Origin of the sequence: Sagittula stellata E-37 (assembly GCF_039724765.1) — a bacterium.
GTDB classification, from domain to species: domain Bacteria; phylum Pseudomonadota; class Alphaproteobacteria; order Rhodobacterales; family Rhodobacteraceae; genus Sagittula; species Sagittula stellata.
The window spans coordinates 2,273,320-2,287,748 of record NZ_CP155729.1 but is presented as its reverse complement, the minus strand read 5'-3'; the positions used below and the strand labels follow the sequence as shown (position 1 = coordinate 2,287,748).

The window sequence follows — 14,429 nt, the reverse complement described above, 5'->3', positions numbered from 1 at the left end:
GCCGCCGGAAGGACCCGCCCGGTTGCCACCCGTCGCCCTTTGACGGCAGGTGGCCGCGAGCAGCGCCCCAACCGGAGAGCCCAAAATGTTTGCAGCACTCAGCGGCTTCGCAGCCATGATGCTGTCGGCCTACGCGGCAACGATATTCGCCAGGGGCGGTCTCTACCTGCACGCCTCGGCCTGCGTCGTCGCTGGCCTCTGCACGTTCGCCCTGCTCAAGACCCTCGCCGACATCGCCGGCCATCTCGAAGCCCTCGGGCGCGATCTCAAATAGAAACGCCCGGCGCCATCTCTGGCCCGGGCGTACTTGGTGATGATGACATAGTGCTACGTCCCGGGTGACTCGGCTGTCAAGACGTTTCGCGAGGCACGGCCAGCCCGAAGCCCCGCATCCGCTCCAGTGCACCCGCCAGCTCCCGCTTCAGGATCTCCACGATCCGGCCGTTCTTCGCCCAGCCATGACGCCGGGCAACCTCGGCAAGCGTCATCTCCTCCACGCACACCGAGCGGACCAGGTCAGCCACCCGGATCGTCGACCGCATGCCCCCCTTGCTGGGCCGCATGCAATCCTTCACCACTCCGGCGCCCACCCGCCGCTCCAGCACGCGCAGCCGGGCCATGTCGCGCGAGACCGCCTCCGACACCGACAGACCGGTGCCCGGTCCACCCCGGCCGGTCCTCTCCAGGCTGCAGCACCTGACCCCGGACGCCGCAAGACGCTCCACCAGCGCCGCGTAGTCCCGGCCCATCTCCACCTGCCCGACCGTGAAGGGCGGCACAAACACCGGGCGTCGGACACCGCGACCCTCGACCGGCAATCCCTTCGCCCGGCGCTCCGCCTCCCAGCGCCCCAGCCGCGCCGGAAACGACCGGCGCGCAGCGCTGTGCATCCGATCCCACGCGTCGAGGCGATGCACCCGCAACCCGCTCGACCTGTCCGCGTAAACCCGCGGCCCGCTCGGGGTCATCACCGCCTCCGTCGGAACGGCCGTCCGGCAGGCGCCACGCGCCGGCGCGATCGGGATCTCCGGGCTGGCGCCCTCCTGCGGCGTGGCCCGTTCGAGAACCGCCGCGCAGGACCGGCGCTCATCCTCCAACCGCCACCGGTACGGATACCGCGTGAACGCCGTCCCGATGGAGTTCACCCAGATCACGCTCATGCCACCTGCCCCACTGCGATCTGCTGGCAGAGCACTTCCTTCTCCTCCCGGCGATAGAGCCAGGCCGCGTCCGCATCGCTCAGGCACCCGCCGGTCTCCTGCCGGCGCCGCAGCGTCGCCGCCCGCTCGACGTCACCGCGCGCCTGCGACCGCACGAACGCGCACACGTCGTCGTTCGGGAACCGCCGCGTCTTGCGGACCTGGTCGAGCAGCTCCGGCGCCCAGCCCTCCGCAAGCGCGCTGCGCCCGGTGCGATGCGCAAAGACCGACCGGATCAGCGGCGACGCCCCCGGCTGCGGCGGGCTGATCTCGCGCGCCCGGTCGAGGATCCACGGACCACCCGGCCAACGGTCCTTCCCCGCCCCCGCCGGGTTCGTCTCCACCACCTCGCGCAGCGCCTCAAGGTCCACCGCCGACATGTAGGCCAGCCGCTGGCACAGGCTCCGCTGCATGTCCCCGAACGCATCCACCTTCAGACCCGAAGGCCGCATCAGCCCGATCCGCATCAAGGGCTCGATCAGATGCTCCCTCACCCGCGCCTCTCCCGCCCTTTGCTCCGCCTCGTCCATGTCCATGCCTTTCTCTGCAAGATCCCGAGTTATCCACAGGTGCGACCGGTCTGGTGTCCGGCGCCGGTAATTATCATTTTCGTGTCCTTATCCTTATCGATGTGGACACTAACTTAGTGTCGCGGACTGTCCGCTAATGTCTGCCGGACACTAACGGACAGTCGCTTCGCCTACTGAGGGAACCCTCCCGATCGCGCTTTCTGCATGCAGGCCTGGATCGCGAGGTGCAGATCCTCGACGTTCCGCCGCTGGCCGCCGCGCTGCGACACGCGATTGTCTATCTCGTTCGAGATCCACCGGATTTTCCGGGGATCCTTCGCCACCTCCGGCGCAACCTGGCCCACATCCTCGGTCAGCCGCTTCAGCTTCCGCGCATGTGACGCCGCCTCGGTACGCGCCGCGCTGTTCGCACGCGACGCCAGGGCCGAGAGCACGATCCGGGTCACCACAGGATGCATCAGCCGGACGTCATCCCCGCAGCGGCACCGGTGCCACCCGTGCAGGGGACCAAACGGCATGCTGCACAGGCGTTCGAAGTGGCCTGGATCCACGCAGGGCTGCACCATACGCGCCAGCCGCGCGAGATCGTCCGGCAACGTGCCGACCGGCGTCTCGCCATGCGCCACGTTCACCAGTTCGAAGAAGATTGACTTGGATTCATGACTGCCGTGCCACCGCATGTCCGATGACAGCCATCGGCGGAACTCCCACATCAGAAAGCCATGCGAATCCAGACGCTCGCTCGGATCGACCGGGTAGTCTTCGAGCGTGCCAACGTCGACCGGACGCAAGTGCCGCGCGCTCATCCAGGCCTCCTGGTCCAATCCGGGCAGTGAGGCCTGAGCCGGCGGCCCGGCGCGTGCAGCGAGGTGCCGGGGCCGGACGAAACGGCGGCCAGCGTCAAAGCAATGTCCCTTCCGAAAGATGCCCGGTGGCGGGCGTGAGACCCACGCACCGGGCAAGGTTCAACAGGGAGGTGGCAGGCGTGACCCGGCCTGCCAGCGGGAGGGAAAGGACCGCCGGGGCGCGCCCGTGCGAGGGGACAGTCGCGCGTCCCCGGCGGTCAAGATGGCCGGGTCGCAACGGACCCGGCTCAGGCTTCGCCACAGGCACGGCGAAACGATTGGCGCCCGGTCTGCACCCACCTCCGCACCGGGCAGGGAGGGTGCACATCGCGGCGGCCCGAGGATCGACCAGCCGCAACGGGGTTGTCTGGCGGGCGCATGCCATGACGGCAACGCCCGCCACCGGCCCCGTGAGTGTGGAGCGGCCGGAACTCATATCTGCACCCCGTCGGAGGCGTACTGCGTCTCGAGCGATTGGACGAGCTGCGCCATCGCCTCCGCCGCCTCGCGCGCCTCCTGCAGCGCACGGACCTGCCCCCCGGCATCGCCGGACTGGGCAGCGACAACCGCCGCGGAAATCGCCTCGCCCGCCTCGCGCGATGCCGCGCTGGCGGCATCCAGCACCCGCAGGCCCGCGCGGGCGGCCTCCGAAGGCGCACCGGACCCGCGCAGCCGCGACACCGGGTAGCGCCCCGCCGCATCCTCCAGCGCCCAGATGTAGACCGCCGGCCACTGGTGCTGCCCGGACAGGATCTTCGACAGCGTCCCCTTGGACACCGACGTGCCCAGCCGGGCGTTGATCGTTTCCGCCGCCGCGTCCAGGCACCCGAAGGTCCCGTCGATCAGCGCCGACATCGCCGCGTTCACCTGACGCGCATCAAGCATCCTCAACCTCGTTTCCTTGGAAGGACGACCAACTGGGCGCAGTCTCTAGGGATGACCAACCCTGCAGCATATCAGTGCCCCTCCCCGGCCATTTGCGGATCACGCGAACGCGCGGTTCCGGGTACAGCCAGGCTCGGGGCGGACAACGCCATACGCGCGGGGAAGTCGTCGTCCTGGATGATGCTGAAGCCCCCCTCGTCCCTCGCGTCGAGGTGGTCCGCCAGGCGGCGCAGCAGCCTAGCCAACGTATGCGCAGAATGAACCGTGGCTGAGGCGCCGGGATATGCTTCGCGCGGCGGATCATGCTGCCTTGCACCGCCGGCGTCCGTCATGAGCGCCCGCCAGTTCCTCAGGAGTGACCTTGAAGCCGCGTTTTGCCGCTCCCTCTACCAAAGCCAGCCAGAATTTGCTCGGAATGCTGTTCCGAGAAAACCAACGGTGAACAGCGACCATCTGAATCTTTTGATCAACCGTCAGCACATCAGCGTGGATGGACGCTCTATCCGGCCAGCGACTTAGGATGTTTATCGGAGACAAGTCACGCATGGCCGACAGGGATATGACCGAAACGGTCATTCGTCAATCCGCCAAATTGGAAATTGAGACCAAATCGGTCACAGCGCACATTTGCGCCATGGCAAACGCTGCACCGCAACAACTACCCGATGAGGTTGTAAAGGAGATGCGCCCAGAGCGGATCGGCTATCGCCTACGCCTATTGCGGGAAGCTTTAGGGCTGTCGCCATCCGAGATGGCCGACATGCTCGGCATCGAACGAACCTACTGGTCTCGGTTTGAAAACGGACGCCGGGCCATTAATGACACAACAGCCGCACTACTGGTCACCACTTTCGGCGTCACACTCGACTTCCTAATTCTCGGCCGAGCCGACAAATTGCCCGTCGATCTCGCCATGCGCATCCGCCAGGTTTCCGAAAAGTAAACCTCATCCACAGTACACCCCAAGTCGCACGCAAGGATTGCCGCCTCGCGCAAAAGTTGATTCGTCGTCCAGTACATTCACCCCACCACAAGCACTCTACGTGACCCGCTGACCGACAGGCAGCAGACGGCCATAAGGTTAGTTTTGACCATTTTGGTCACTATCCAGATTGACAGTGACCGATTTGGTCACAATATTGACCCTCGTCAAACCCGATGGAGGTCCCTCCCGTGTTCACCGAGTCTCTGGAATTTTGCCCCACCCGATACCGTCGGATACTGGCATGACACGATCAATCATGCACATACCCAGTGGCCGCCCTGCGACATCCCTAGCGCCGCATGAGGCCGCCGCGCTGATCGTTGGCGATGCTCGTCCCAACCCGATCATCGCGGTGCACACTTGGGCCACGCTGAAAGCAAGACAGCGGCTCGAGGACGACACCTCCGCCCGCATCGATGATGCCCGCGCCCATCGCCTAAGCGTCCTGCGCGCCCGTCATCCCGAATGCTGGGCGCCGATCCCAGCAGCGCGGGACCATCGCACGGTGGCTGAGGCGGTTACCGCCGCCCTGCCCGCCATCCGCGCCGCCGTCGCCCGTCACTCCGCGCAAGGCAATGCAACATGAGCCGCGCCCGCGACCGACTGGTGATCGACCTGCACATCGCCGGGTTCCGGGTCGAGCCGCGCGGCTTTGCCAAGAGCTTCGGCGCGCCCGAGCCGGATCTGCACACCTACGACATCCGCCGCCAGGACGGCGCGCTGGTGACACGGATCATCGTGCACGAACTCGGCGAACAGGGCATCGACACCTTCTACCTGTCGACCGCCGAGACGGTGACCGAGGATGTCACCCGCATCATCGACATGGCCGCCCGCCAGATGGCGGCAGAACGGGCGGTGGTCGCATGAGAGCTCCACGCCAACTCGCACGGCTGCTTACCAGTGATGAAGCCGCGGAGTATCTGAGGGTCTCGACGAAGACGCTTCGCAAGCTGCGCCGTAGCGGTCTACCCTTCGCCGAGATTTCTCCCGGTTGCCACCGCTATCGAGAGGACGATCTGGCCGCCTACGTCGCAGCGAAAGTGATCTCGGAGACACCGCCATGCCGTACCGCCCCAAAGGCTCGCGCTTCTGGCACTACGACTTCCAGATCCGGGGTCGTCGATTTCACGGAAGTTGTGGCACTGAAGACTTCGAAGAGGCGAAAGCCGTAGAGGCAGCGGCACGCGTCAAGGCGAAGCACGCTCCACAGATCACCGGACGTTTCACCCTGTCGGAAGCCTTCGGCACCTACTACAGCGACGTCTGCGCCCACCAGCCAAGCGCGCGCACCGCAATGAGCCACTTTCGCTCCGTTCTGGGCGTCATCGACGGCAAGACCCACCTAGACGCACTCAAGCAATCCGATCTGACCCGGTTCCGGTCCGTTCGCCGCTGGCATGTCTCTGGCGCGACGATAAACCGAACATTGCAGGCGATGGGGCGAGCGCTGCGCTACATGGAAAAGCACCATGGCGCGAAGTTGGCCGAGCTCGACTTCAAGGCGGTGAAACTGGCCGAGCCGAAAGAGCGCGTCAGGTCCTTGACGCTTGCCGAGCAAGGGCGTCTGTTCGAAAAGCTGCGGCCGGATCTTCTGCCACTCGTGAAATTCGCTCTGATGACCGGAGCGAGACAAGCGTCAATCTGCAATCTACGCTGGCGGGACATCGACCACGACGCCGCACGGATGACGCTTCAGATGAAGACGGACAGCAAAACCGAGGCCAAAACCATGGCCTTTCCGATGAGCCGGGAGATAAAAGCACTGATCGGCGCCCTACCCCGCGCCGAGCATCCTCCGCACCGAGATTATGTCTTCACCTTCGAAGTGCAGAACAGGAAAAAGCCTGAGCGCCGTCGCATCATCCAGAACTCGACGGCGTTCGAGCACTTCGCTGCGGCGGTCAACGCCGCGGGGATTGAGGACTTTCGCTTCCACGATCTGCGCCACACCTTCGCGACGCGCATGCTTCGGCAGACCCAGAACCTCAAACTGGTGAGCCGTCTCCTGGGACACTCAGAGATCACGACGACAAGCCGGTACGCACATGTTCTGGACGACGATCTGGCTTCTGCGCTGGATGGGTTCTCGGCCCTCCAGAATGACGAGTCCCGAAGATTCTCCCGAAGACAAAAGAAAAGTGCAGATAATTCATAACGTTGCTAAGGATGCGCTTGGCTTCCCAAGCTGAACGCGCGGGTCCGATTCCCGCTACCCGCTCCAATCTTCCTGACAAGACCGAACCGATGCGCCTCAGGTCACAGATCCGTGACCGCGCGAAACCGTCCGGACCGATCCTCCGTGGCTTTGACATCGCGGCGCACTGGTTGCCGCTGTCCAAAGAGGAGGACCTTCATGAAACGCCTTTCCACATCCGTCGCAGCCACCGCACTTGCCCTCGTGCTGGCCGGACCCGCCCTTGCCGAAAGCCACGCGATGGAGAACCCGATGGTCGGGGGCGCCGCCATGTTCGCCGACAAGACCATCGTCGAGAACGCCGTGAACTCGGCCGATCACACCACGCTGGTCGCGGCCGTGCAGGCGGCGGGTCTTGCCGAGACACTGAGCGGCGAAGGTCCGTTCACCGTTTTCGCCCCCACCAACGCGGCGTTCGACAAACTGCCCGACGGCACCGTCGACACACTGCTGATGCCCGAAAACAAGGATCAGCTTACCAAGGTCCTGACCTGTCACGTGGTCGGCGCCAATGCCATGTCCGACGCGATCGCAGGAATGATCGCCGACGACGGCGGCACCCACCCTGTCCCCACGCTTGGCGGCTGCACCCTGCAGGCGAAGATGGACGGCGACATGATCACCCTGACCGACGAACAGGGCAACGTCGCCACCGTGACCATCGCCGACGTCAAGCAGTCGAACGGCGTGATCCACGTCATCGACACGGTCATGCTGCCTGCCGCCGAAGAGAGCATGGACCAGGGCATGGCCGGACAGGACACGACCCAGACCGCGATGGCGGACGCCCCCATGGCCTCCGAGACCGATGTGCCGATGGTGGGCGGTGCGCCGATGTACCCGTCGAAGACCATCGTCGAAAACGCGGTCAACTCCGCCGATCACACCACACTGGTTGCCGCTGTGAAGGCGGCCGACCTTGTCGACACGCTCAGTGGCGAAGGTCCCTTCACCGTCTTCGCCCCCACCAACGCGGCGTTCGACAAACTGCCCGCCGGCACCGTCGACACGCTGCTGAAGCCGGAGAACAAGGACCAGCTCACCAAGATCCTGACCGCCCACGTGGTGGCGGGCAACTGGTCGGCCCAGTCGATCCGCGAAGCGGCCCGCAGCCAGAGCGACGGATTCTATCACTTCAATGCCGTTTCGGGTGACGCCCTGTCGGCCAAGGTGACGGCCTCCGGCAATATCTTCATCTTCGACGAGAACGGCGAAGCCTACGAGATCACGCAGGCCGACGTGAACCAGTCGAACGGCGTGATCCACGTCATCGAAGGGGTGCTGCTGCCGCGGTAACCCCGCTTCCTCGGCAGAACCGCACGGCCCGCGCCCCCCCGGCGCGGGCCGTGTCACATGCAGGCGCCCTCAGAGCACGGCCCTCAGCCGCGCCTTCAGCACCGCCACGTCCGACCGAAGATCGTCCCGCACCGGCCCCTCGCGCGGCGCATCGGCGAGCGTGGTCAGCAGCGTCTCGTCCGGGATGCCCTTGCGGTGCCAGTGCAGGGCGCGCAGAACCGCCTCTGCCGCGTCCGGCAGCCGGTCTGGCGCCACCTCCCCCGCCAGCGCGCCCCATACGGCGGCCCAGCAGCGCGCCGTGCTCCACGGGTTGTAGCCGCCCCCGCCCGAGACGATCAGGCGCGGCGCAAGCGCCCGCAGCGCCAGCGCCGTCGCCACATGCGCGCGGTTCGACAGGGCCAGGCGCGCCAGCGGATCCTCGGCCAGCGCATCCGCCCCGCATTGCAGAAAGATCGCGTCGGGCCGGAAATCCGCCACGGCGGGCAGGATCACCTCCTCCAGCACCAGCGCGAACTCCGTATCGTTGAATCCGCGCCCCACGGGCAGGTTGAAGGCCGCGCCCCCCGCGTTGTCCCCCAGCGCGCCGGTGAAGGGCCAGCGCCGCGCTTCGTGAACAGAGATCGTGCGCACCCGCTCGGACCCCGGAAAGGCGGCCTCCACCCCGTCGCCGTGATGCGCGTCGATGTCCACGTAGGCCACGCGCTTGAGCCCCATCGCCAGCAGCCTGCGGATGGTCAGCACCGGCTCGTTCAGAAAGCAGAACCCCTCCGCCCGATCCGGCATGGCATGATGCTGGCCGCCGCCCGGATTGTGGACCACGCCGCCGTCGGCCACCAGTTCCGCCGCCAGCATGCCGCCGCCCACCGCTGTCGCCGGGCGGCGGTACATCTCGGCGAAGACCGGGTTCGACAGCGTGCCCAGCCCGTGCCGGTCGCGCACCTCGGGCGACACGTGCTGCGCCGCCTCCGCCGCCATCAGCGCCGCGACGTAGCGGGACGTGTGGAATCCGGTCAGCGCTGCGGGCTTCGCACGGGGCGAGGTCAGCATCCGTCCGGGCCCCAGCCACCCCAACGTCACCGCGAGATCGGTCACCGCCGGCACCCGCTGAATCGAAAGCGGATGCCGCGCGCCATAGACAGATCCCCGGTAGATCCGCGAGGTGATGAAACGTGCCCCTGTCATGCGTCCGTTCTAGCCTCCTGTGTTGCAACGGAAAAACCCGGCAACCGATTGCCCCGCCGTCAGCGCGGGTGTATCGGATGCGCCATGTACTTGCCCAAGATAACGCTCCGAGTCGTCCTGCAAACCGCGATGATGCTGGCCATAGGAACCATCGGCGGTCTTCTGGCCTACTGGGTGCACTGGCCGATGCCCTGGATGTTCGGCGGGCTGTTGGCGGCGGGCGTGACCGTGCGGCTGGTGCAACCGAAGGTGATTTCCGACTACGCCTTCCCGATGAACTTCCGGACCTTCTTTGTCGCGCTGATCGGCGTGATGATCGGGACGCAGGTGACGCCGGACCTGCTGTCGCTGGCGGGCGAGCTGCCGATCACGCTCTCTGCGCTGGTCTTCTTCGTCGTGGCGGCCCACCTGGGCAACATGACGATCTTCCATCGCATCGGCGGATACGACAAGGCGACGGCCTTGTTCTCCGGCACTCCCGGAGGGCTGATGGAGAGCATCTTCATGGGCGAATCCGCAGGCGCCGACACGCGCGTCCTGACGGTACAGCAGTTCCTGCGGATCATCCTTGTCATCACGCTTCTGCCGGTCGGGCTGTCGCTGTGGATCGGCCACCCGGTCGGCAGTGCCGCCGGGTTGACCATCGGCGGGGACAAGCCGCCGGTCACGCCGCTGGCACTGGGGATGATCGCGATCACGGCGGTGCTGGGCCTGTGGATCGGACGGCGTATCCGCCTGCCCGCCCCGCAACTGACCGGGCCGCTCTTGCTGGCGGCCACAGCCACCATCACGGGCATACTGGACCTGCACCTGCCCTTCTGGCTGATCGCCACGGCGCAGCTCGTGATCGGGGTCAGCCTCGGGATGCGGTTCAAGGGCGTGGATGCGGGCCTCCTGCGCCGCTCGCTCTGGCTGGCGGCGCTGTCGGTGTCCTACATGCTGGTGCTGGGGATGACCTTTGCCATCGTCCTGCAGCACCTGACCGGCATCGCCTTCCTGCACCTCTTCATCTCCTTCGCGCCGGGCGGCGTGGCCGAGATGTCGGTGGTCGCGCTCTCGCTCGCCGCGAACCCGGCGCTGGTCAGCCTGCACCACGTGGTGCGTATCCTCATCACCGTGGTCGAGATGCCGCTGGCCGCGAAGGTCATGGGACTGCGCACAAAGCCGTATTGACCCCCGAGCCAGACGACGCCTCGCGATAACATACCGGCCGTCTCAGCCCTCTGCCTTCTCCATCAGCTCCAGCCACTCCTCCTCGGACGCGGCCAGCACCTGCTGACGTTCGACCAGGGCTTCCGTCGCCTTCCTGAACTTCAGCGGCTCCTTCGTGAAAAGGTCCGGCGCGGCAAGGAACGCCTCCAGCTTGGCGATCTCCGCGCCCAGCCGGTCGATGACCCCGGGCAGTTCCTCCAGCCGGTGCTTCTCGGTGAAGCTCAGCGCCGGTTTCTCTGCCGGTTTCGACGACTGTACGGGCTGCGCGGACTGTGACGCCTCTCCGCCGCCCTTCTTCTTCGCCTTCTCGCGCCCGCCCCCTTCGGCCTCGCGCTTCTGCGTCCGGTAGTCCGACCAGCCGCCGGCATAGACCACGGCGCGCCCGCCGCCTTCCATCGCCACCGTCGTCGTCGCCACCCGGTCGAGGAAATCCCGATCGTGCGAGATCAGGATCACCGTGCCGTCGTAGTCGTCGAGGATCTCCTGCAAAAGGTCCAGCGTCTCCACATCCAGATCGTTGGTCGGTTCGTCCAGCACCAAAAGGTTCGATTCCCGCGCCATCAGCTTCGCCAGAAGCAGCCGCGCCTTTTCGCCCCCCGACAACGAGGCGACCTTCGCCCGCACCTGCCGTTCGTCGAAAAGGAAGTCCTTCAGATACCCCACCACGTGCTTCGGCACACCCCGCACCATCACCTGATCCGACGAACCGGAGACCCGCATGTCCTTGTCGGTGGTCAGCGAATCCCACAGCGACTTTTCGGGGTCGAGTTGCGAGCGGGTTTGGTCGAACACCGCCGGCACAAGGTTCGTGCCCAGCGTCACCGTGCCTGCATCCGGCGCGATCTCTCCCATCAGGATACGGATCAGGGTCGTCTTGCCAACGCCGTTCGGCCCGACAAAGGCCACACGGTCGCCGCGCTGCACCTTCAGGTCGAAGCCCTTCACGATGGACTTGTCGCCAAAGGCATGACTGACGCCCGTCGCCTCGATCACCTTCTTGCCCGACTTGGGGCCAGAAGCGAGGTCCATCGCCGCCGTCCCCTGCCGCCGGATCTGGCCCGACCGGTCCGCGCGCATGTCCTGCAGGCGCCGCACCCGGCCCATGTTCCGCGTCCGCCGGGCGCTGATGCCTTCGACCGCCCACCGCGCTTCGGACTTGATCTTGCGATCCAGCTTGTGGCGGGCGATGTCTTCTTCTTCCCAGGTCTTGTCGCGCCAGGCCTCGAAAGCGGCAAAGCCCTGCTCTTGCCGCCGAACGGCGCCCCGGTCGATCCACAGCGTCGCGCGCGTCAGCTCGGTCAGGAACCGCCGGTCGTGCGAGATCAGCACGAACGCCCGGCGCGTGGCCTTCAGCTCGTCCTCCAGCCATTGGATCGCCTCGATGTCGAGGTGGTTGGTCGGCTCGTCCAGCAGCATCAGCTCCGGCTCCTCGGCCATCAGCTTGGCCAGCGCCGCGCGCCGCCGCTCCCCGCCCGAGGCGGTGGCGACCGGACGGTCGGGATCGAACTTCAGCCCTTCGGAGGCGCGCTCCACCCGGTACATCTCCGACGCCTGGAGCGTGGAGGCCGCAAAATCGCCCAGCGTCTCGAAGCCCGACAGGTCCGGTTCCTGCTCCATGTAGCCGACGGAGGTGCCGACGGGCACGACCCGGTCGCCCCGGTCCGGCTCTACAGTCCCGGCCATGACTTTCAAAAGGGTGGATTTGCCCGACCCGTTCCGCCCCACGAGCGCGACCCGGTCGCCGGGCTGGACGTTGAGGGACAGGGCGTCGAAGACCGGCTCACCACCGAAGGTGAGCGACACGTCTGAAAGCTGAAGAAGCGGTGCAACCATGCGCGCGAGCTATGCCTGCCCGTCCGCCCCGTCAAGCGTCGTCAGGCGTCCTCCGGTCCGCCCGCCACGATCAAGGACCCGGCGATGGTCCCGGTCATCCCGCGCTGCGCTTCGGCCATGAAAGGCGACAACGGCCGTCTGGCCTCCGTCCCCCGGTCATACCGCCACGCCTGAACGCCGCACCACCCGACGTAGGGCGGGGCTGGGCGCCGCCCTGCTACCCGGCCACAGCGCGCAGCAGGCGTTTGCGCGCCTCGGGAATGCGGGCGATCTCCACCCCGGTAAAGACGTGCAGCGTGTTCATGTCGCGGTCCACCACCGCGTGATCCGACACCCAGCCGCCCATCAGCAGATATGTCCGCAGCAGCGGTGGCATCCGCATGAGCGCGCTGCGCGGATCGGGCTTGCGCCGCAGCAACCTGGCAAACGGATAGACGTCCTCCGCCTTGACCCGTGGCAGCCAGCGGGCGGGCGCCAGATGCCGCGCCTTCAGCATGGCGAACGCATCGGAATAGGCGCGCGCCTCCGTCCCGGCGAAGGAAGCGCATCCAAACAGCATCTCCACCCCCTGCCCGTCGACATAAGCCGCCATGGCGCCCCAGGCCACGCGCAGCACGTCCGGATCGTGCACCTCGGGATCGACGCAAAAGCGGCCCATCTCGACCATCGGCCCCTCGAATGCCTCCAGCCGCGAAAGATCGTAGAACTGAGCGGCGTAGCTGCGCCCAATCTCCCGCCCGCTGTCCAGACGCAGAAAGCGGAAGCAGCACACAAGCCGCCCGCTCCTGAGGTCCTCGACCAATACGTGATCGCAGATGGCGTCGAAACCGTCGGCATCCGGCCCGGCACCCTCGCCAAGGAACGCCCGTCCCCGCAACGCCTGCGCGGCGGCCACGTCACCGGGCGCGGCGGCCAGCCGGGCGGCATATCGCCCCCGGGCCAGAAGGATAACAGGAAGGGTCATCGCGCCGGCGTCGGCATGGGCCTCCGCCGCCAAGCCCTCCCCGGGCACCGCGACGTCATGACAAGGATGCGTCGCGCCGGGCTGCGCTGCCCGGCGGTCAGGATCACCCGCCCAGCATGTCACCCAGGTTGATCCCGCCGATGTTGCCAAAGAGCTTGCGGATGAAGCTGATGTCGCCGTCGGATGTCTGTGTCACGCGCTTGGTCAGCGGCACCACGCGGCCGTCTTCCAGCCCGTAGGTGACGATATTGTCGACCACACCCGCCTGGTCGAAGGTGATCGCGACGATCTCGCGCTCCGTCACCGTCGGCCGCTGCCAGGCGAAATGCTTCACCTCGGACTGGATGTAATAGAAGCCGGAGTCGTTCAGCACGCCCGAGGCATTGGGCACGCCGACCACGTCCTCGACCGTCGCGCGGGTGTCCACGCCGGGCACGATCTGCTGAAGCACCTCTTCCGAGGGCACGTATCCGTGGTTGCGGTAGCGTGTCTCACAGCCCGCCACGCCGACCAGCGCAATCGCCAGAACGGCCCACTTCAGCGATGTCCCGATGCCGTGCATGTTCCGGCCCCTCTTGTATTGGTGTCCGCAGACTCTTATCCCGATTAGAGAAGTTTACCCATCCAAGCAAGGTCAGGAAAGCCTGCAGTCATGACGCAACCCGCCCCCCGCCGCCCCACCGACCGGCCGCGCCTCCGGGTGACGGAACTGCGCCAATCCGGTGAAACGCCTTTCCTCATGGAACCCGACGCAACGGCCCGCGCCGAACTGGCCACCGCGCTGGGGATCGTCGCCGTGCGCAAGCTGCGCTTCGAAGGCACGCTGGCGCCGCGCGGCAAGGACGGCTGGCAGCTCGAGGCAAAGCTGGGCGCCACCGTCGTGCAGTCCTGCATCGTCACGCTCGATCCGGTGACCACGCGCATCGACACCACCGTGCTGCGCCGCTTCGTCCCGGCCCGCTGGCTGGAGGATCCGGAGGCCGGGTCCGAAACAGAGGTGCCCGAGGACGACAGCCTCGAACCTTTGGGCGAGGTGATCGACCTCGCCTCCGTCATGGAAGAGGAACTGGCCCTTGCCCTGCCGCCTTATCCGCGCAAGGAAGGGGTGGAGCTGGGCGCGGCCCAGTTCGCCGAGCCCGGCGTCACACCGATCACCGACGAAGATGTGCGGCCTTTCGCCGGTCTGGCCGACCTGAAGAAAAAAATGGACGATACGGACGGGAACAACTGAGAATCTGCTTGCCATTCGGGCGATCCTGCGTATTTTCGCGCGCTCATGAGCATGGCAGGCACCCAGTTGA

Annotated in this window: 17 protein-coding genes and 1 pseudogene; 10 read left to right on the top strand and 8 right to left on the bottom strand. The window is 66.4% G+C overall.

Going from position 1 to position 14,429, the window contains the following annotated elements; translation table 11 throughout:
• Nucleotides 1-85 precede the first annotated feature (85 nt).
• Nucleotides 86-274, top strand: a complete 189-nt coding sequence (locus ABFK29_RS10940; protein ID WP_005857897.1) for a hypothetical protein — start codon at nt 86-88, stop codon at nt 272-274.
• 76 nt (nt 275-350) lie between these two features.
• Here the strand turns inward: ABFK29_RS10940 and ABFK29_RS10935 are convergent, their stop codons facing one another.
• From ABFK29_RS10935 to ABFK29_RS10920, 4 genes are all read right to left on the bottom strand, one after another.
• A complete protein-coding gene (locus tag ABFK29_RS10935) occupies nt 351-1,160 on the bottom strand; it encodes a hypothetical protein (protein ID WP_005857895.1) in 810 nt (269 codons plus the stop codon).
• The gene (locus ABFK29_RS10930) at nt 1,157-1,735 is read right to left on the bottom strand and encodes a hypothetical protein (protein WP_005857893.1); all 579 of its coding nucleotides are present in this window, start codon (nt 1,733-1,735) and stop codon (nt 1,157-1,159) included. Before ABFK29_RS10930 ends, ABFK29_RS10935 begins: the two co-directional genes overlap by 4 nt.
• A 164-nt stretch (nt 1,736-1,899) precedes the next feature.
• Nucleotides 1,900-2,535 carry a hypothetical protein gene (locus tag ABFK29_RS10925; protein ID WP_040604379.1) on the bottom strand — a complete coding sequence of 212 codons (636 nt, stop codon included), beginning with the start codon at nt 2,533-2,535 and terminating at the stop codon, nt 1,900-1,902.
• 471 nt (nt 2,536-3,006) lie between these two features.
• Nucleotides 3,007-3,459, bottom strand: a complete 453-nt coding sequence (locus tag ABFK29_RS10920; RefSeq protein ID WP_005857889.1) for a hypothetical protein — start codon at nt 3,457-3,459, stop codon at nt 3,007-3,009.
• Between the two features lie 544 nt (nt 3,460-4,003).
• Here ABFK29_RS10920 and ABFK29_RS10915 point away from each other — a divergent pair.
• From ABFK29_RS10915 to ABFK29_RS10885, 7 genes and pseudogenes are all read left to right on the top strand, one after another.
• The gene (locus ABFK29_RS10915; RefSeq protein ID WP_157136439.1) at nt 4,004-4,402 is read left to right on the top strand and encodes a helix-turn-helix domain-containing protein; all 399 of its coding nucleotides are present in this window, start codon (nt 4,004-4,006) and stop codon (nt 4,400-4,402) included.
• A 283-nt stretch (nt 4,403-4,685) separates the two neighbouring features.
• A complete protein-coding gene (locus ABFK29_RS10910) occupies nt 4,686-5,030 on the top strand; it encodes a hypothetical protein (protein ID WP_083803431.1) in 345 nt (114 codons plus the stop codon).
• Complete coding sequence (locus ABFK29_RS10905) at nt 5,027-5,314, top strand: hypothetical protein (protein WP_005857882.1); 288 nt, start codon at nt 5,027-5,029, stop codon at nt 5,312-5,314. Before ABFK29_RS10910 ends, ABFK29_RS10905 begins: the two co-directional genes overlap by 4 nt.
• Nucleotides 5,311-5,619, top strand: coding sequence for a helix-turn-helix domain-containing protein (locus tag ABFK29_RS10900; protein ID WP_083803430.1), 309 nt, complete (start codon nt 5,311-5,313; stop codon nt 5,617-5,619). Before ABFK29_RS10905 ends, ABFK29_RS10900 begins: the two co-directional genes overlap by 4 nt.
• Nucleotides 5,508-6,602 (top strand): tyrosine-type recombinase/integrase, encoded by a 1,095-nt coding sequence (locus tag ABFK29_RS10895; RefSeq protein ID WP_005857881.1) that lies wholly within the window; start codon nt 5,508-5,510, stop codon nt 6,600-6,602. Before ABFK29_RS10900 ends, ABFK29_RS10895 begins: the two co-directional genes overlap by 112 nt.
• A 198-nt stretch (nt 6,603-6,800) precedes the next feature.
• Nucleotides 6,801-7,364 (top strand): annotated as a pseudogene (locus tag ABFK29_RS10890) (fasciclin domain-containing protein); the annotation flags it as partial.
• Nucleotides 7,365-7,418: 54 nt separating this feature from the next.
• Entirely contained in the window at nt 7,419-7,937 is a 519-nt protein-coding gene (locus tag ABFK29_RS10885) for a fasciclin domain-containing protein (RefSeq protein WP_232281543.1), read from the top strand.
• Between the two features lie 69 nt (nt 7,938-8,006).
• On the opposite strand, the gene ABFK29_RS10880 is transcribed toward ABFK29_RS10885, so the two are convergent.
• Nucleotides 8,007-9,119, bottom strand: a complete 1,113-nt coding sequence (locus ABFK29_RS10880; protein WP_005857877.1) for an acetoin utilization protein — start codon at nt 9,117-9,119, stop codon at nt 8,007-8,009.
• 84 nt (nt 9,120-9,203) lie between these two features.
• Here ABFK29_RS10880 and ABFK29_RS10875 point away from each other — a divergent pair, with 84 nt between their 5' ends.
• Nucleotides 9,204-10,292 (top strand): AbrB family transcriptional regulator, encoded by a 1,089-nt coding sequence (locus ABFK29_RS10875; RefSeq protein ID WP_005857875.1) that lies wholly within the window; start codon nt 9,204-9,206, stop codon nt 10,290-10,292.
• A gap of 42 nt (nt 10,293-10,334) precedes the next feature.
• On the opposite strand, the gene ABFK29_RS10870 is transcribed toward ABFK29_RS10875, so the two are convergent.
• From ABFK29_RS10870 to ABFK29_RS10860, 3 genes are all read right to left on the bottom strand, one after another.
• Complete coding sequence (locus ABFK29_RS10870) at nt 10,335-12,164, bottom strand: ABC-F family ATP-binding cassette domain-containing protein (RefSeq protein WP_005857873.1); 1,830 nt, start codon at nt 12,162-12,164, stop codon at nt 10,335-10,337.
• 217 nt (nt 12,165-12,381) lie between these two features.
• Nucleotides 12,382-13,128 carry a GNAT family N-acetyltransferase gene (locus ABFK29_RS10865; RefSeq protein ID WP_040604443.1) on the bottom strand — a complete coding sequence of 249 codons (747 nt, stop codon included), beginning with the start codon at nt 13,126-13,128 and terminating at the stop codon, nt 12,382-12,384.
• Between the two features lie 103 nt (nt 13,129-13,231).
• Nucleotides 13,232-13,690 (bottom strand): outer membrane protein assembly factor BamE, encoded by a 459-nt coding sequence (locus ABFK29_RS10860; protein ID WP_005857866.1) that lies wholly within the window; start codon nt 13,688-13,690, stop codon nt 13,232-13,234.
• Between the two features lie 90 nt (nt 13,691-13,780).
• On the opposite strand from ABFK29_RS10860, the gene ABFK29_RS10855 reads away from it, so the two are divergent.
• Nucleotides 13,781-14,359 (top strand): YceD family protein, encoded by a 579-nt coding sequence (locus ABFK29_RS10855; RefSeq protein ID WP_040604376.1) that lies wholly within the window; start codon nt 13,781-13,783, stop codon nt 14,357-14,359.
• Nucleotides 14,360-14,429: the final 70 nt, after the last annotated feature.